14 protein-coding genes are annotated in these 17603 nt (G+C 39.7%); 4 read left to right on the top strand and 10 right to left on the bottom strand.

All coding sequences use genetic code 11. From position 1 onward, the window contains the following. Positions 1–56: 56 nt before the first annotated feature. The 5 genes from mukB to mukF are packed head-to-tail and all read right to left on the bottom strand — an operon-like array spanning position 57 to position 8712. Entirely contained in the window at positions 57–4574 is a 4518-nt protein-coding gene (gene mukB / locus O1Q80_RS06855; protein WP_386693884.1) for a chromosome partition protein MukB, read from the bottom strand. Continuing rightward, positions 4574–5317, bottom strand: coding sequence for a chromosome partition protein MukE (gene mukE, locus O1Q80_RS06860; protein WP_386693886.1), 744 nt, complete (start codon positions 5315–5317; stop codon positions 4574–4576). Before mukE ends, mukB begins: the two co-directional genes overlap by 1 nt. Positions 5318–5352: 35 nt before the next feature. After that, a complete protein-coding gene (locus tag O1Q80_RS06865) occupies positions 5353–6507 on the bottom strand; it encodes a hypothetical protein (RefSeq protein WP_386693887.1) in 1155 nt (384 codons plus the stop codon). After that, positions 6486–7352, bottom strand: coding sequence for an adenine-specific DNA-methyltransferase (gene yhdJ, locus O1Q80_RS06870; RefSeq protein WP_386693888.1), 867 nt, complete (start codon positions 7350–7352; stop codon positions 6486–6488). Before yhdJ ends, O1Q80_RS06865 begins: the two co-directional genes overlap by 22 nt. Before the next feature lie 25 nt (positions 7353–7377). Continuing rightward, entirely contained in the window at positions 7378–8712 is a 1335-nt protein-coding gene (mukF, locus tag O1Q80_RS06875; protein WP_386693890.1) for a chromosome partition protein MukF, read from the bottom strand. A gap of 176 nt (positions 8713–8888) precedes the next feature. On the opposite strand from mukF, the gene ttcA reads away from it, so the two are divergent. Beyond that, positions 8889–9806 (top strand): tRNA 2-thiocytidine(32) synthetase TtcA, encoded by a 918-nt coding sequence (ttcA, locus tag O1Q80_RS06880; RefSeq protein ID WP_386693892.1) that lies wholly within the window; start codon positions 8889–8891, stop codon positions 9804–9806. Here the strand turns inward: ttcA and O1Q80_RS06885 are convergent. Together O1Q80_RS06885 and sppA are read right to left on the bottom strand one after the other, a co-directional pair. Beyond that, positions 9803–10144 carry a hypothetical protein gene (locus tag O1Q80_RS06885; RefSeq protein ID WP_386693894.1) on the bottom strand — a complete coding sequence of 114 codons (342 nt, stop codon included), beginning with the start codon at positions 10142–10144 and terminating at the stop codon, positions 9803–9805. The two genes, ttcA and O1Q80_RS06885, sit on opposite strands and share 4 nt — an antisense overlap. 210 nt (positions 10145–10354) lie before the next feature. Continuing rightward, positions 10355–12253: a signal peptide peptidase SppA gene (sppA, locus tag O1Q80_RS06890; RefSeq protein WP_386693897.1), complete on the bottom strand. Its 1899-nt coding sequence runs from the start codon at positions 12251–12253 to the stop codon at positions 10355–10357. A gap of 160 nt (positions 12254–12413) precedes the next feature. Here sppA and O1Q80_RS06895 point away from each other — a divergent pair, with 160 nt between their 5' ends. Both O1Q80_RS06895 and O1Q80_RS06900 read left to right on the top strand, forming a co-directional pair. Then, positions 12414–12968 (top strand): nitroreductase family protein, encoded by a 555-nt coding sequence (locus O1Q80_RS06895; protein ID WP_386693899.1) that lies wholly within the window; start codon positions 12414–12416, stop codon positions 12966–12968. A gap of 9 nt (positions 12969–12977) precedes the next feature. Next, positions 12978–13586 (top strand): DedA family protein, encoded by a 609-nt coding sequence (locus O1Q80_RS06900; protein WP_386686195.1) that lies wholly within the window; start codon positions 12978–12980, stop codon positions 13584–13586. An 80-nt stretch (positions 13587–13666) separates the two neighbouring features. On the opposite strand, the gene cspD is transcribed toward O1Q80_RS06900, so the two are convergent. Then, the gene (cspD, locus tag O1Q80_RS06905) at positions 13667–13876 is read right to left on the bottom strand and encodes a cold shock domain-containing protein CspD (protein WP_386686197.1); all 210 of its coding nucleotides are present in this window, start codon (positions 13874–13876) and stop codon (positions 13667–13669) included. 280 nt (positions 13877–14156) lie between these two features. Here cspD and asnS point away from each other — a divergent pair, with 280 nt between their 5' ends. Next, positions 14157–15560, top strand: a complete 1404-nt coding sequence (gene asnS / locus O1Q80_RS06910; protein ID WP_386693902.1) for an asparagine--tRNA ligase — start codon at positions 14157–14159, stop codon at positions 15558–15560. A 37-nt stretch (positions 15561–15597) separates the two neighbouring features. Here the strand turns inward: asnS and cysB are convergent, their stop codons facing one another. Both cysB and rluB read right to left on the bottom strand, forming a co-directional pair. Continuing rightward, positions 15598–16569, bottom strand: coding sequence for an HTH-type transcriptional regulator CysB (cysB, locus tag O1Q80_RS06915; RefSeq protein WP_386686201.1), 972 nt, complete (start codon positions 16567–16569; stop codon positions 15598–15600). 36 nt (positions 16570–16605) lie between these two features. Further along, entirely contained in the window at positions 16606–17562 is a 957-nt protein-coding gene (rluB, locus tag O1Q80_RS06920; protein ID WP_386686203.1) for a 23S rRNA pseudouridine(2605) synthase RluB, read from the bottom strand. Positions 17563–17603 lie beyond the last annotated feature (41 nt).

Raw genomic sequence — 17603 nt, forward strand, 5'->3', positions numbered from 1 at the left:
TATTGCATACGCCCTTTGCTCAATCTGTTTTGGGCGTATGCAATACGCCCCTACTATTATTGTCCAAACCCACGCAATCCAACAACGTGAACCTGCTCTTGATTGCCCGAAATTTTCCGCACCAGTTTATAAGTCGTGCCTTTTTCTGGGCTGATGTTTTCAGGGGCGGCGATTAATAATTGCATATCTAACCGTTCGCATAATTCAAACAAGGTGGAAATGGATTTGCCGTCAAGTCGTGCGGCTTCGTCAAGGAAGAGTAAGCGGCACGGCACAATGTCTTTGCCACGAATACGGCGGCTTTCTTCTTCCCAGCTTTGCACCACCATTAATAAGATAGACATCCCCGTACCAATGGCTTCACCTGTTGATAATGCCCCACTTTCAGCACGCAACCAGCCGTCTGCACCACGGAACACTTCCACTTCTAAATCCAAATAATTGCGGTAATCCAGCAATTCTTCGCCGATGGTTTGGGTGGTTCTGTTCCCCATATCAATATGCGGATTAATGCGTTGATAGAGTTTCGCCATCGCTTCCGAGAAAGTGATACGGTTGTCGCTAAATAAATCTTGATATTCCTGCTGTTCGCCTGATAAGGCATCTAACAGCATAGCGTGGGTATCACGAATATTCACCACCAACCGTACGGATTTCACTTGCCCAAAGGAAATATTTTGCAATCCTTGGTTGAGCTGACGAATGCGATTTTGTTCACGTTGAATGGTTTTTCGCATAATGTTCGCCACACTTTCTGAGCTGATCGCCAATTTTTGCTCACGCCCTGTGAGTTCGTCCGTTAAGCGGTTAAGCTCAATTTCCATTTGTTCAATGGCATCAATTGGGTCATCGGTTTTGATAATATCTTGGCGAATCCGCTCACGCAAATGTTGATACACCGCAATAAAGAACCGTACTTTGTTTTCAGGTTTGCGGTTATCTTCCGACAAACGCAGGCTGTCACGCAGATATTCATTGTCTGCCACCGCTTGACGCAATGCCCCAAGGGCTTTATCCGACATTGAACGCAAATCGTCAGCGGATAAATAGGCAAGCTCACGGCGGTGTAGCCGTTTTTCCACATCGCTGTTGCGAGATAACCGCAACACCACGCACCAACTGGCTTTGGCAGCCACCACGATTTCACGTTGCTGTTTATAATCTCGCTCTGCTTTGCGAATACGGTGAGTTAAATTTTCTGCATCGCTTTCAATCAAGGTGAGTTGTTTTTCCACATAAGAACGGCGTTGGCGATTGGTGGAAAGTTGTTGATATAATTCATCTTTCCGCACTCTCGCACGATCTTCTGCTCCCTGATCGGCTCTTACGCCTAATTCGTTGACTTCGGTTAATAATTCTTTGAGCAAATCATTTTTACTATTATATGCACTTTGCAACTGAATCATCACCTGATTATATTGGGCAAATTGTGCTTGTTTTTGGCGGAGCTGTTCACGGCTTTGCTCACGGCGTGCTTGGGTCTGCTCCAATTTCAACCGCAGTTGCTCATTTAGGCTGTTGCTTTCGGTTTGAATGGCATCATCATAGGCAAAATGGGCTTTGCGTTGCACCACATCTGCCAACGCAAAAATCTTCTGTTGCACTTGTTTTTGCATTGCCACGGCTTGGGCTAAATCATCTTTCAAACGTGCATAATTTTCAGGGTCGCTTTGCAAGCTGTTCGCAATCGGTTCTAATTGTGACAATGTCACACCGTGGTTACGAATAAACAATTCATCTTGCTCAAGATTATCCAACTGCTCGCGACATTCTTCAATGCGGTCTTGCAGGCTTTCATCGGCAATCACGGCTAATTGTGGAATAATCCGATTGAGCAACTGCATTTTTTCTTTGGCTTGATCTAATTTCAAGCGCGCTTGTTGCTCGCCTGTGGAAAGTGCGGTTAATTCTCGCTCAATTTCATTGCGTTCCGCATTAATAGCTCGCAAACTTTCTTCAGGGTTTGGCAAGAATGCCAAGGCTAAATGTAAGCCGACAAATTGGCTAAATTGTTGGTGTAAGCGTTGGCATTTTTGCACATCAAAAGCGACTTCGGCGTATTTTTCTGTGACATTGTCACGCTCAATTTCCAATTCCGCTAAGTGTTTCTCCCGAGCCGCACGCCCGAATAACGGAATTTCAGGGAATTTGGAATAACGCACTTCCCTATCTGACACTTGCACCACCACGCCGTGTTCCAACTCATTGGCAGATAGCACGCTGTCATCAAAGGCACTTGGATCGCCTTCAATTAAATACAAATCATCAGGGCAATCGTCTACATTTGCAAGTTGGGCTTTAACTTGAGCTAAATCACGCACCACAATGGCGTGGCGAGCAGGACCATAAAGGGCGGAGAAATACGGTGCATCTTCTATCGGCACATCATCGTAAAGTTCGGACAACAACACACCACCAAAACGCTCTGCCAACACATTCAAACGCGCATCTTCTGAGCCATCAGGTTGGCTTAAACGTGAAATCTGTGTTTCTAACTGTTGACGTTTTTGCGCTAACTCGTCCCGTTGTAGCGTAAACTCACGTTCTTTCACCAACAACGATTGCATATAATTCATCACATCTTGGCTGTCACCAAACTGCTCGCCTGATTGTTCGGTTAATCGTTCAAGTTCGGCTTTAGCCAGTAACCACGCAGGGGCTTTTTGCGAATGTTCATTATAGGCCTGATTTAACTGCTCTCGTTTTTGACGTAAGGTAGAACGGTTTTCCACTTGCTCGGAAAGCTCCGTCCCCAAATCGTCAATCAGGGCTTCTTGTTCGCTGTAAAATTCTTCCAACTCATCAGCCGTTTCCAACTGCATATTGGCACGTTGATTAAACTCTTTCAATAAACGCATCGCACTTTGTTGCTGGGCAAAACGCTGTTCCAATTCGTGTAACTTCGCTCGTAATTGTGGCGTTTGGGTCGCATTGAGTTTTTGGGTTGGGTATTCACGCAATAGCTCTTTAGCACTTTCCCAAGCGGCACTTCTCGGCACGTCCCCTGCAATTTTGCACACCAACTGGTAGGCTTTATCAAATTGCGATTTTGCCGCTTCGGAAATGGACATTTTATGCTCAAGCTCTAGCACTTTTTCGGTCAGAATCTCCCCTTGAGCGGCAAATTCCTGCTGATAATCGTCCACATTTTTCACGCTCAAATCCGCCAATCCGCAGAGCTGTTTGGCTTTCTCTAAGGCTTGAATGGCTTGTTGATATTGCAATGCACGGGTTTGTTGGGCATCTAATGCTTGTTGATAATCGGCAAGCTGGCTGCGAATTTGATCCACTTCGCTTTCTAATTGCTCAAATTGGGTTTGGCTTTCTTCTAGCTGTTCTTGGCTCGTTTCCACCACCATTTTTTGTTCTTCAAGACGTTCCGTTAAGCCACCAATATCATCTTGATAACGCTCAATTTTTTCTTGATGACGTAACGCATTGAGCACCAAATTTAAATGATCCGCCGCACTTTGATGATCCACTTCCAGTACTTTTTCGCTTTCAGCCAATTCCTGAGCTTCACGGCTTAAATCAATCAAACGATGTTGCGACAACGCCTGTTCCGACTTGGCTTGATACCACTCACGGCGGAACTTCAAGGCATTTTCAATATTGCCCTGACGCTCATTGGCGTTACGCATATAATCCGATGCCACATAATTGGTGGTTTCGGTAATCAAATGCTTAAATAAATCCCGATCCGCTTGGGTCAGCTTAATGGCTTCCAAGGTCATACGGTTTTCCCGCAACGCCGATTCCATATCTTGGAACGCCTTGCGAACGCCGAGATTTTCAGGCAATAAATAATCACGCAAGGATTTGGTGATGGCACTGGAAATCCCCCCATACAGGGACGCTTCAATCAGTTTATAGAATTTGGCACGGTCGCTGGATGAACGCAGACGTTTGGGAATAATCCCCAAATCAAACATCATTGCGTGATAATCAGCGATGGAGTGATATTGCTTGAATTGTCCGCCAATATCGTCAATCTTGTCTTTAAGTTCGTTTAAATTCAACACTTTGGCTTGGCGATCATTGACCACTTCGGTGAAAATGGACGTTGGATTAACGGATAATTCTACCCCTTGCAAACTAAAGGTTTTAATATCCACTTTCTTATCACGCCCTGCAATTTGTTGCAATCTTGCCCCTACCAAGGTGCGTTGATGACGTGAATTAATGGTATCCAACACCGCATAACACACCCCTGGGCGAAGTTTGCCGTGCAATCCTTTATCACGGGATCCGCCACTTGCCCCTGCTTCGGTGGTATTGCGGAAATGCAACAAGGTCAAATCAGGAATCAACGCGGTGACAAAGCCTGCCATTGTGGTGGATTTCCCTGCTCCGTTACCCCCCGACAGCGTGGTCACCAGTTCATCTAAATCAAAGGTGCGAGCAAAAAAACCGTTCCAGTTAATCAGCGTGAGCGAGCGGAACTTGCCCCGTTCTACTCCTGCTTGCGGTTGAAATGGCGAAACGGCGGTGAAAATTTCTTCTGTTTCTTCTTGGCTTTCTTCCACGATTTCTTGTTGGGTTAAATCATCTTGTTCTAATTCAAACTCTGCCATTATTCCGTCCCTTCTTCATTCTCATCTTGGCTATCATCAAAATCTTCGTCATTTTCCACCGCAGTTTCTTGATTGAACGCCACTTTTTCCGCTTGCAACGATTGCGGAGTTGCTGCTTCACCGTCCCGAATCAAGCGTAATTGGGCTTCCAACGGATCATCCCCCGACCGCACTTCCGCCCCAAAACGGAACACCGATTCGGAAATGGTAAACTTACCGCTATTCTGCTCGCCCACCGTATGCAACATTCCCAAACGGCGTAACCGCCCAATGGCTGCTCGCACTTTTTCCGCCAGCTTTTGTTTATCCAAATCCGACCCACTGGCACGCAAATTAATCGCTTTCAACAATTTCGCTTCATCCGCCAAATTGAGCAACTCATCATACACTTCTTGCACCGAAAAAATCCCCTGTTGAGCCAGCCGTTCAGGGCTTAAATACAGATAACAAAGCACTTTCCCCACTAACATTTCCAGCTCCGACAACACGGAACGTGAAATCAACGTCGTGGCTTTCGGACGCAAATAGAAAAACCCTTCGGGGGCGCGAATCAGCTCCACATTATAACGGCGATAAAAACTGTCTAATTCTGCCTGAAAATCGCCTAAAAACGCATAATTATCTAAATACTCTTGCCCAATATGCCGCCCCGCCCGCAACTGGCTATCCACCGCAGGAAACAACGGATTGGCAATGGCGGCTGCAAGTTTGGTTGAAATCACGTCTTCTAATTTTTCTGTCATATTCTTTTTCCAATCAAAATCTATTTGAAATAACATTATTCATTAAAATCATCAATATAATTAAACTCAAGTTTACTTTGAATAATAATTTCTTCCATAATTGATGATAATTTATTCATATTTACCATTTCTTCAAACGCTTTTACCAGCATTGGAACATTGATAATTTCTTCTATCGCATCCATATAAGATGCTACAATCGCTTCTATTTTATATTTAATACTAGCTTGTTCTTGAATTAAGCTTTTTATTTGCTCTGGTGAATTATTGGATTTCACCACAAAAGTAATTGGAAACCGTTGTACTTTTTCTATGTCTAGAAAATATTTATTTACATCTATAGTTTCCGTTACTTGAAAAAATCTTCCTAGAGGTTTCATAACAAAATCAATTCCACCATCATTCGCATTGGTTCGCCCAGTTTTATATAAGCTCAATTTTTCTTCTAATATATCTTCTCTCGTATAGCCAATCCAAATGGACTGTTCTGAATATTTAGATTTCAAAACGGCGTAACTGACTATTTCAAAAATTCTTGCATCAGCACTAGGATCTAATTGTGCTTTAATAAATGCGACTGCTTTTGTAGGTTCTTTTGTACTTAATTCATTAATTCTTTGACAAGTTTGGATAAATTCATCAAAGGCTTTCGTTTTTTCTGCTACATATTGCTCTATTATTTGAATAATAACCTTTGCTAAATTATAAACAACAGGCTTTCCTTGGTGATCAATTAATGTGATTTTTATCAAATCTTCTTGTAGCCAATATCTTTGCTTTTGAAGATCTCGCACAATAGGAACGATATTTAGTGTTGGGAAATATTTTCTGAATTCATCATTCAATCTATTATTTAACGCATGATTTTGTAATTTCTGCCCAAAAGGTAACTCCCTTAATCTTTTCAGCAAATCTGTAAATTTAGCACCTTCATATTTGGCATAATGAGTATCATTTTCTAAATATCCTTTATTAATATAATCTTCTATCAAAACATAAAGGGCATAATGATTCGCAAAAGATCCTCTTGATTTTGAGCCTTTATTTGCTGATCTTGTTTTTATATTTAAATATTGAATAATATGGCTTTCTTTATATATTTGTGTTGCATTTTCACCAAATTCATTCTCAAGGATCGAAAGTATCTGAGATGAAAAAGAATGTTCAGTTAAAATAGGTTTCTTTGACATATTGCCTCTGACGATGTAAGTCTATTATTCTTTTGCTTTAATTGCTTATCCAGTTTAGAAAGTGTTTCTCCGTTATATTCTGTAGCAATTCCTAATCTTCTCAAACCAATTTTCACATATTCTTCTTGAAATTCAATACTAATGCTTCTTCTACCTAAACGTTGAGCTACTGCACTGGTAGAAAATGTACCACCAAAGGGATCTAAGATTAAATCCCCCTTATTTGAACTGGCTTTAATAATACGTTCTAGCAATACTTCTGGCTTTTGACTAGGGTGAACTTCATATTCTTCCATTCGGTATCTTACTCTAGGAAAATACCAAGTATTGCCAGGGACTTTAGTTGTTTTATAAGGCGTTGGCACTGGTTTTCTATAATCAATCAATTTTCTTTGAGCACCAGTTTTAGCTTCTACTTCAATATCTTCTGAATTAAACGTATAATTTTGAGGGTTTTTCACCGCAAATAATATAGGTTCATATAAAGATCCAAAATATTTTTTTGCTTGAACCCCCGAACTATCGTAATGCCAAACAATTCGAGAAAGAATTGTCATGTGTTCACGAAGCCATAAATCAATATAAGGCATAGATTGAGTACTCGTCATTACATACAAGGAACCACTATCTTTTAATTTTTTAATACATAATTCAAGCCATTGATAACACCAATCAATATATTCCTTTTCTGTCTTCCAAGAATCTCTAAATTGACTAAATTTTTTTCCAATATTATAAGGTGGATCGGCAAAAATAAGATCAATGGAATTATCCTCTATTTCTGATAAAGCATTTAAGCAATCATCAAAATAAATCTTTGTTAATGTGTTTTCAAAAACTTTCATAAAATAAAACACCTAAATCATGATATTAACGATACTCATCAATCACATTCGCTTGCACTTCTGCACCAGCGTTATTAATCGGTTGCCACGGGGAATAAATGCCCGAGAGATCTTGACTGGCTAAACCTAATCGCACCGCTTGATCCACGATAATGCGAGCCACGTCAAAATGGCGAGAAAGCGGATAATGTTCAAGCTGTTGTTTTAACACAAGGCTTAAATCAATCGGTTGATTGTGTTCACGTTGGGCGATGAGCAAGGCTTGCATCGTTTCTACAATTTGATCGTGCAAGTCGGAAAGCTGTTCATACTGCAATTCATCAGGCAATTCGCCCAAGGCATCTTCATCTCGCAACAGTAATTCTTCATCACGCAAATCAATCAAGCGTTCCGCTTGAGCCGTCCACAAATACCACGGTGCATCAAAATAATGATGAATAGAATTTCGCAACCGTTGGCTAAACACCCGATTTTTATCCATATCAATGGCGGTACGAATAAATTTATGTACGTGGCGGTCGTAGCCGATCCACAAGTCAATGGCTTGCTGTCCCCAGCTGATAATACGGTCAAGTTTGGCTTGTAAATCCACAATCAACTGGTCAATAAAATACAGGTTATCATTGCCGATAATGCAGTCTTGAATCCGCAATAATTGGGCTTGTAGCTTGTCGCCAGCCGCATTTAAGGTATCTTGCAATTCTCGCAAATTGCCCGATGTTTCATCTAACAACCGTTCACAGCTGGCAATAGCTGCTTGCCAATCTTTGCTTAACAGATCGGCGATTTCTTGCTTAATGCCCTGCTGATTTTCGTCCATAATGCGTTGTGATAAATCAATGCTATCAAAAATCTCCGCCACGGAATATTTAAGCGGTGCAAACACATTTCGCCGCCAAAAATACGCATCTTCGTTTTTCCGCACACCTTCTTCCGCTGATTCCGAAGCACGCTGAATTTCATCTGCCACAATAGCAAGCTGCACGGATAATCTAAGGGCAGAAAATTCACGTTGACGAATATAATAATCAGACACGCCCACACCCAACGGGGTCAAGCGGTAAATGGAAAGCCCTTCGGTGAACTCGCTACTAAAACGGTTTAAAAACCGCTGTTTCACCAAGTCATTAATGGCATTGTTGGCTCGGGTGACGACACTCTCGGAATACTCAAATTCAGATGACACTTGGCGGAAAATATCCACCAGATCAGATTCTTGCATCTCGCCGTCAAAACGTTCGTTATTATAAAGTGCAATGGCAAGTAAAAACGCTAGCCGTTCGGTGTTGAGCGACAGCGAAAACTCTCGCTCTCTCGCCCACGACACCAGTTCAGGGATAGTTTGTGATGTTTCAGACATTAAAATTTCTCACAACCTTTGAAAATAGACATAATTGGGAAAGATTATACAGGATCTTTGTTGATATTGTAAGTTCTTGATCGTCACAAAAAAGTGCGGTAAAAATTTTAATTTTTTATTGAATTTTTTCGCCTACCCTTTACTATACGCAAATCAAATTTTAATGGATAGCACCAATGACAACCGAACAAGACAAAAAACACACCTACAACCTAAATAAACTACAAAAACGCTTACGCCGTAATGTGGGCAATGCCATTGCGGATTTTAATATGATTGAAGACGGCGACAAAGTGATGGTTTGCCTGTCGGGCGGGAAAGATAGTTATACGCTGTTGGATATTTTACTCAATTTAAGACTGAACGCCCCGATTCATTTTGATATTGTGGCAGTGAATTTAGACCAAAAGCAACCAGGATTCCCTGAGCATATTTTGCCTGAATATCTCGCCAGCATTGGTGTAGATTACAAAATTGTGGAAGAAAATACTTACGGCATTGTGAAAGAAAAAATCCCTGAAGGCAAAACCACTTGCTCACTCTGTTCTCGCCTACGTCGTGGAATTTTATACCGCACTGCCACGGAACTTGGGGCAACCAAAATTGCCTTGGGGCATCACCGTGATGATATGTTGGCGACCTTGTTTTTGAATATGTTTTATGGCGGAAAACTCAAATCAATGCCACCGAAACTCATCAGCGATGACGGTAAACAAATTGTGATTCGTCCGTTGGCGTATTGTAAAGAAAAAGACATTGAAAAATACGCCATTGCAAAACAATTCCCGATTATCCCGTGCAACCTTTGCGGTTCACAACCGAATTTGCAACGTCAAGTGGTGAAAGAGATGTTGAACACTTGGGATCGTCAATACCCTGGGCGATTGGAAACGATGTTTAGTGCGATGCAAGATATTGTGCCGTCCCATTTGTGTGATCCAAAACTGTTTGATTTTAAAGGGATTAAAAAAGGTGCGGTAATTGAGGGCGTTGAGGGGGATTTGGCGTTTGATCGGGAAGAGTTTTCAAATGTAGCTGTGTCGGATGAGGATTTTGAGCTAGATCGGCAGATTAATTTTAAAGAAGTGGTTTAATTTGAATCGGGTTTCGCCCGATGGGCGACCGTACTTTTCTTTGCTTGTGGTAAGAACGGATTTCGCCGCTGGCGACTTACTTTTTCTTTGCTTCGCCAAAGAAAAAGTAAGCAAAAAGAAAGGCGACCCCGATTTTGCCTTGTTTCCTGAAAATGCTTAAATTTGCTTAACGGAAAAGTTGTAAACTCGCTACGCTCAAACAGTACAACTTTTCCTACAAATTTAAGCATTTTCAGGCGGCAAAGACGGGGATCCCATTTTTCATAGCGTTTTTTAATTTCATCTGAAATATTAAAATATTTTTTATTTTGTACCGCATTTGCATTACGCTCGATCAAATTGGGGTCCCCGTCTGAGCCGCCTTGGCGACTTGAAATTTTTAGGTAAAATCGCCTTGTTTGAGCGTAGCGAGTTGCGATTTTGCCGTTAAGAAAATTTCAACCAAGCCAAGAAAAGCGGTGAAGTCGGGGTGTGCTTTTCTTTGCCTACTTTCTTTTGCACAAGCAAAAGAAAGTAGGGTCGCCCATCGGGCGAAACCCGATTTAGATTTACTTCACAACCCCACAATTCAAACAATACAAATACTGCCCTTTCGGATCATTAAATTTCCCCAAAATTCCCAACTGATTTTTCAACTGACCCTGTACTTGCTTAACCTCTGGTAATCCAACCATTTCGCTCACACTGGTTTTCACTAAAGATTTTGCTCCTTGCTGTAGGGATTGTAGTAAGGCTTTAACACCTTGTGGTTCTTCATCAAACCATTCAACGGAATAATCTGCTTTTTCACCTGTTTGTTGATCGGCTAATTCTTTAGCTTTTTTCACCGCAGTTTCAAAATCACCAAGTTCGTCCACTAGCTTATGCTGTAACGCATCTTGCCCTAACCAAACTTGTCCTTGTGCGATTTTATCTACTTCTGCTTTAGAGAGATGGCGACCACGACTCACTACGTCTAAAAAGCGATCATAGCCTTGTTCTATTTCTAATTGAAAAACCTCTTTGAGTTCATCAGACAATGGGCTTGTGGAAGATAATTCACTCAATTTAGAAGTACGAATACCATCAGCAGATACACCAATTTTTTTCAAGCTATTTTCAAAGGTTGGGAAGATTGAAAAAATACCAATTGAACCTGTTATCGTATTTTTATCTGCCACAATATAATCTGTGGTACTTGAAATCCAGTAGCCACCAGAAGCAGCCTCTGCTCCCATTGAAGTAACAACAGGTTTTCCTATTGCTTGTAAATTATCAATTTCTTGACGAATAACTTCTGAGGCAAAAGCACTTCCACCAGGGCTATTAACCCGTAATATAACGGCTTTTACTGCTTCATCATCAGCTGCTTGGTGTAATAAATTCGCAATGGTATCACCGCCAACTTCATCTTTTTCACTTTCTCCATCAACAATGGCACCTTCTACATTAACGACCGCAATTTTATGGGTTGGATTAGAAGAATGACTATCACCTAATTGACGATCGGGCAATGCTGCTAAGTAAGTATCAAAATCTACATTTTTAAATTCAATGACATCATCGTCTTGGGTATTTTCACCAAAAAGTGCGGTTAATTTTTGCTGAATTTCTGTTCTTGTTGTAAATTCGGTAATTAATTTACGTTGTTTGGCATAGGCGGTGCTATTGCCTTTCAAGGCTTTCAAATCTGCTAAATATTGCTGACTATCTGGTAATACTTGATTAGGTTCAATTTGACGATTTTTTGCCACAATATCACGGAAATTTGTCCACATACCATTTAACCAACGTTCACCATTGGCTCTAGCTTCAGGCGACATATCATCACGCAAAAATGGCTCAACCGCAGATTTATAGGTGCCGACACGGAAAATATGCGGCGTTACCTCTAATTGCTCTAACATTGATTTGAAATATAAATTTTGTGCAGATAAACCATAAATATCCACCGTTCCCACTGGATTTAAATAAATTTCATCGGCAAAACTCGCTAAAAAATACTGATCTTGACTATAATTTTCTGACAACGCAATTACAGGTTTATGTTGTGCTTTAAAATGTTGAATTGCCGAACCCACGTATTCCAACGCAGGTAAATCTGCCCCTTCAAAATAATTTAAATCTAACACTAATCCTTTAATACGTTCATCATTCTTGGCATTTTCAATAGCATAAACCACATCAAAGGTTGAAATTTTACGCGGTACATTACTGCCCTCTAATTCGTTTAACGCCTTTTGCCATGACAGCGATGTTTCACGATTGTCGGCTAAATAACCATCTAAATTTAATAATAATGCCCCTTGCTCACCGACTAGTTGAACATTATTTTTAGGTAAATTGAACAGGCTAATGACCGTTGCGAGAAATAATACAAAGAGTAGAAAAACAAGGTTCATCACCACACGGCGAATAAAATTGAGAGCTTTCCAAATTAATTTAAAGAAATTAAAAATAGTTTGCATAGAACGTCCTTATTGTAAAATTAAATTGCATTTAAACTAATTAATTATCTTGATGACTAATTACATCAGAAAGAAATATACCGTAAAAATGACAAGTTTTCACGGTATTTTTATGTTAAAATTCTTAACTCAGCATGAATAGAATCATAAAAGGACAGTTATGGATGCATTAGAATTACTTATCAATCGGCGTTCAAATAAAAAATTAGTGGCTCCTGCACCAAGTAGAGAGCAATTAGAACAAATTTTTCAAGCTGCATTGCGTACCCCCGATCATGGTAAACTTAAGCCTTATCGTTTTGTTATCATTGAAAATAACGGATTGACTAAATTAGCCAATGGATTAACTCAAGTGGCAACTGATCTCAACCTAGAGCAAAAGCAATTTGATAAAATAAATAAAATTTGTACAACGCCAATGGTTATTGCCGTAATTGCTAGACTTGATCCCAATGTGGCTAAAGTCCCTGAGTGGGAACAGCTAGTTACTGCGGGTTGTGCAGCTTACAGTATTCAATTAGCTGCTCAAAATTTTGGCTACGATAATGTTTGGATTACAGGGAAATGGACCAGTGGCAATGCGTTGCGTCAACTCTTAAATTGTTCTGAACAAGAAAAAATAGTGGCATTATTATTAGTGGGTACGGCTGAAAATGAAAAATTAGAACGTGAAAGTAAAACAGTCGATACACAAGAGTTTGTTTCATATTTATAGGTTTTTCTAATGGATCTTTTAATTAGCTTTTTTACTGATTATGGTTATTGGGCAGTTCTTTTTGTACTGATTATTTGTGGCTTTGGTGTCCCTATTCCAGAAGATATCACCCTTGTTTCTGGTGGCATTATAGCAGGACTTTATCCAGAAGATGTAAATGTACATTATATGCTGGTGGTCAGTATGCTAGGTGTACTCGCAGGCGACAGCACTATGTACTGGCTTGGTCGCATTTATGGAATAAAAATATTACGTTTTCGTCCCTTGCGTAAATTGCTTTCATCTAAGCGTCTAAAAATGGTGCGTGAGAAATTTGACCAATATGGTAATCGAGTGTTATTTATTGCTCGTTTCTTACCTGGGTTAAGAGCCCCTATTTATATGGTATCTGGTATTACTAATCGAGTTAGTTATACTCGTTTTGTATTATTAGATTTTTGTGCCGCTATAATTTCTGTACCAATTTGGGTTTATTTAGGCTATCAGGGAGCAAATAATCGTGACTGGCTTACTCAACAGATCAAAACAGGGCAACACAGTATTTATATAATTATTGCAACGGTAGTATTGTATGTGGCTTATAAAATTTACAAAGCTAAAAAGAAAAAACAAAATTAACGTTTTAATTTAACCAGAAATGTAAAAGTGCGGTCAAAATAATCATATTTAACCGCACTTTTCGTTTAATTATTATTTAGTTATTCAATAATAGGAATAATTTTTGTCGCTTGAGAACCTTTATCACCATGAACCACTTCAAAATTCACTTTTTGCCCAGCTTTTAATGAACGATAGCCGTCCATTTCTATCACAGAAAAATGAGCAAAAATATCTTCATCACTCCCCTCTGCATTAATAAAGCCAAACCCTTTCACATTATTAAACCATTTAACAACACCAACTTCCATACGATACCTCTATTAGGTCTAACGACAATATAACAAGATTTATCCATCTTGTTTCCCATGCTTATGATTAAAGATTTTTATTTTTTCTGCAAGCTGTAAATGTTCAAAATTCGACACAGATCACAAAATTTTTTGCTTAATCTGTTCAGCAAAATAAAAAAGTGATCAAACTATAAAATATTTAACATATATTTAAATGGATTTTTTGGTAAATCAATGAATTTAAGGTAAACTAAGCAGAATTTTTTAACAGATAATTTTTTTGATTTCGGAGATAAAAATGACAAAAATTGCTTCTATTGCTGATGTGCTACAAGGTAAAGTTGCCATCGGTGAAAGTGTAACTGTTCGTGGTTGGGTACGTACTCGCCGTGATTCTAAAGCAGGGCTTTCGTTTCTTGCAGTTTATGATGGTTCCTGTTTTGCACCAATTCAAGCCATTGTAAATAATGATATTACCAATTATGAAAGTGAAATATTACGTTTAACTACAGGCTGTTCCGTTATTGTAACAGGAACCGTCGTAGAATCACCTGCTGAAGGTCAAGCGGTTGAGTTACAAGCACAAGTTGTTGAAGTGGTAGGTTGGGTGGAAGATCCAGATACTTACCCAATGGCGGCTAAACGTCATTCTATTGAATATTTACGTGAAGTGGCTCATCTTCGCCCTCGTACCAACATTATCGGTGCTGTAGCTCGTGTTCGCCACTGTTTAGCTCAAGCCATTCATCGTTTCTTCCATGAGCAAGGTTTCTTCTGGGTAGCCAGCCCAATTATTACTGCTTCTGATACAGAGGGAGCGGGCGAAATGTTCCGTATTTCTACCCTTGATTTAGAAAATTTACCACGTAACGACAAAGGTGCGGTGGATTTTTCACAAGATTTTTTTGGACGCGAATCCTTTTTAACCGTATCAGGTCAATTAAATGCAGAAACTTACGCTTGTGCATTAAGCAAAGTTTATACGTTCGGTCCAACATTCCGTGCAGAAAATTCTAATACTACTCGTCATTTAGCTGAATTTTGGATGATGGAACCTGAAGTGGCATTTGCGAATTTAAATGATAATGCTAAATTAGCCGAAGATATGTTGAAATATGTGTTCCGTGCGGTACTTGCTGAACGCCGTGATGATTTAGAATTTTTTGCTAAACACATTGATAAAGATGTCATCACCCGTTTAGAAAATTTTGTGAGTTCTGATTTTGCTCAAATTGATTACACAGATGCTATAGAGGTGTTATTACAATCAGGTAAGAAATTTGAGTTTCCAGTGTCTTGGGGGATCGACTTATCTTCGGAACATGAACGTTATTTAGCAGAAGAACATTTTAAATCACCAGTGGTGGTGAAAAACTATCCGAAAGATATTAAAGCATTTTATATGCGTTTAAATGATGATGGCAAAACCGTGGCAGCGATGGACGTATTAGCACCAGGAATCGGTGAAATCATCGGTGGTTCACAACGTGAAGAACGTTTAGATGTATTAGATAAACGTATGGTCGAAATGGGATTAAATCCAGAAGACTATTGGTGGTATCGTGATTTACGCCGTTATGGTACAGTGCCTCATTCAGGTTTTGGTCTTGGGTTTGAGCGTTTAATTGTATATGTCACTGGCGTACAAAATATCCGTGATGTCATTCCGTTCCCAAGAGCTCCAAGAAATGCGAGTTTCTAGTTGTAAATATGGTGCGTGAAAACGCACCATACTTTTTTTATTTATTTTCCAACTCAACTCCATCAAACAACCGTTTTACCGCATTATTATCGTGCATAGCTTCCGCTTTTTCTACTAGATTACGGGTTAAGTGCGGTGAAAAATAATTAATAAAATCATACATGTAATTACGTAAAAAGGTACTGTGTTTAAAGGCAATTTGAGTCATGCTAGAATTAAATAAATGGCTAGCATCAATGGCGACTAAGTCTGAATCTGCTTCCGTATGTGCCATAGAGGCAATAATGCCAACCCCCAATCCTAATCTGACATAGGTTTTTATGACATCCGCATCAGTCGCCGTAAATACGATATTAGGTAAAATACCCTCACTATTAAAAGCATAATCTAAATCAGAAACACCAGTAAATCCAAAAGTATAGGTGATTAGTGGATGTTTCCCCAATTCTGCAATGGTTAAATTCTTCACTTTTGCCAATGGGTGATCTTTTTTCACCACCACAGAACGATTCCAAAAATAGCAAGGCAACAATACTAAATCATCAAATAAATATTGTGCTTCGGTCGTAATCGCTAAATCTACCTCACCCGATAATAACGCATCATAAATTTGATTCGGTGAACCTTGATGAACGTGTAAACTGACATCGGGATATTGCTTGGAAAAACGTTCAATCACTGCTGGTAACATATAACGAGCTTGTGTATTTGTGGTAGCAATGCGTAACACCCCATGATTAGGTTGGGTATATTCATCTGCAATGGCTCGAATAGCTTGTGTTTTGACTAACAATTCTCTCGCAATACCAATAATCTTTTTACCTGCTGAAGTAACAGATTTAATATGTTTACCATTGCGTTCAAAGATTTCAAGCCCTAATTCTTCTTCTAACAAGCGAACTTGCTTACTAATTCCTGGTTGAGAAGTATAGAGAGCCGTTGCCGCTTCGGTAACATTTAGATTTTGATTAACAATTTCGACAATATAACGTAGTTGTTGAATTTTCATAAAAATTTCTTCTTTAACCAATTCTACTTAGAGATACTATGCTTTTTTATAACGCTTACTCATTTCATTATAACGTTTTACCGCTTTACGAATTTGCCCTGTATTTGCACGACGTTTTTTAGATTGCGTTACATCTAATTTTGTTTCTGTTTCTGGCGATAACCCTACTAATTCACGTAAATAATTTACGTTTTCTAAATCCATTTCTTGCCAACCACCACGTGGTAACGATTTGATTAATTTAATATTGCCATAACGAATACGAATTAAACGGCTGACCTGAATGCCCTGACTTTCCCACAAACGACGAACTTCACGGTTACGACCCTCCATTAGTGTTACATCAAACCATTGATTTAATCCCGTACCGCCCATAGGTTTAATACTTTTAAAATTCGCTAAACCGTCTTCTAATTGCACCCCTTTACGCAAACGAGCAATCATAGCATCATTTACTTCACCAAACACTCGCACTGAATATTCACGCTCTACTTCTTGGCTTGGGTGCATCAGACGATTCGCTAATTCACCGTCTGTGGTAAACAATAATAAACCCGATGTATTAATATCTAAACGTCCAACTGCAATCCAACGAGAACCTGATAAGCGTGGTAAACGATCAAATACGGTGGCACGCCCCTCTGGGTCATTGCGAGTACACAACTCCCCTTCTGGTTTGTAATACATCAATACTCGGCACACTTCTTTTTGCACCGCAGTTAAATTAATTAAATTGCCATCAATACGAATTTTTAATCCTGAATGAACTGTGACGCGGTCACCAAGTGTTGCGATTTTACCGTCAACACTTACTCGCCCTGCTGCAATAATCGTTTCAATTTCACGGCGAGAACCTTGTCCTGCATTAGCTAAAATCTTTTGTAATTTTTCCCCAGCCACCGTTGGTTGAGAATTGAACTGCGGTGATTTTTCAACCTTTTTAGTTGAACGTTCTGTTGAGCGAAATGGTGATTTCGCGGTTTGAAATTTCATAAATGTTTCCTTTATTGTCGCTTTCCCAAGCGTCATTATTA

This window comes from Lonepinella sp. MS14435, assembly GCF_042485795.1.
Taxonomy (GTDB): Bacteria; Pseudomonadota; Gammaproteobacteria; order Enterobacterales; family Pasteurellaceae; genus Lonepinella.

Coding starts and splice junctions, on each gene's coding strand:
- mukB (WP_386693884.1), bottom strand. CDS start 4,574: ATGGCAGAGTTTGAATTAGAACAAGATGATTTAACCCAACAAGAAATC.
- mukE (WP_386693886.1), bottom strand. CDS start 5,317: ATGACAGAAAAATTAGAAGACGTGATTTCAACCAAACTTGCAGCCGCC.
- O1Q80_RS06865 (WP_386693887.1), bottom strand. CDS start 6,507: ATGTCAAAGAAACCTATTTTAACTGAACATTCTTTTTCATCTCAGATA.
- yhdJ (WP_386693888.1), bottom strand. CDS start 7,352: ATGAAAGTTTTTGAAAACACATTAACAAAGATTTATTTTGATGATTGC.
- mukF (WP_386693890.1), bottom strand. CDS start 8,712: ATGTCTGAAACATCACAAACTATCCCTGAACTGGTGTCGTGGGCGAGA.
- ttcA (WP_386693892.1), top strand. CDS start 8,889: ATGACAACCGAACAAGACAAAAAACACACCTACAACCTAAATAAACTA.
- sppA (WP_386693897.1), bottom strand. CDS start 12,253: ATGCAAACTATTTTTAATTTCTTTAAATTAATTTGGAAAGCTCTCAAT.
- O1Q80_RS06895 (WP_386693899.1), top strand. CDS start 12,414: ATGGATGCATTAGAATTACTTATCAATCGGCGTTCAAATAAAAAATTA.
- O1Q80_RS06900 (WP_386686195.1), top strand. CDS start 12,978: ATGGATCTTTTAATTAGCTTTTTTACTGATTATGGTTATTGGGCAGTT.
- cspD (WP_386686197.1), bottom strand. CDS start 13,876: ATGGAAGTTGGTGTTGTTAAATGGTTTAATAATGTGAAAGGGTTTGGC.
- asnS (WP_386693902.1), top strand. CDS start 14,157: ATGACAAAAATTGCTTCTATTGCTGATGTGCTACAAGGTAAAGTTGCC.
- cysB (WP_386686201.1), bottom strand. CDS start 16,569: ATGAAAATTCAACAACTACGTTATATTGTCGAAATTGTTAATCAAAAT.
- rluB (WP_386686203.1), bottom strand. CDS start 17,562: ATGAAATTTCAAACCGCGAAATCACCATTTCGCTCAACAGAACGTTCA.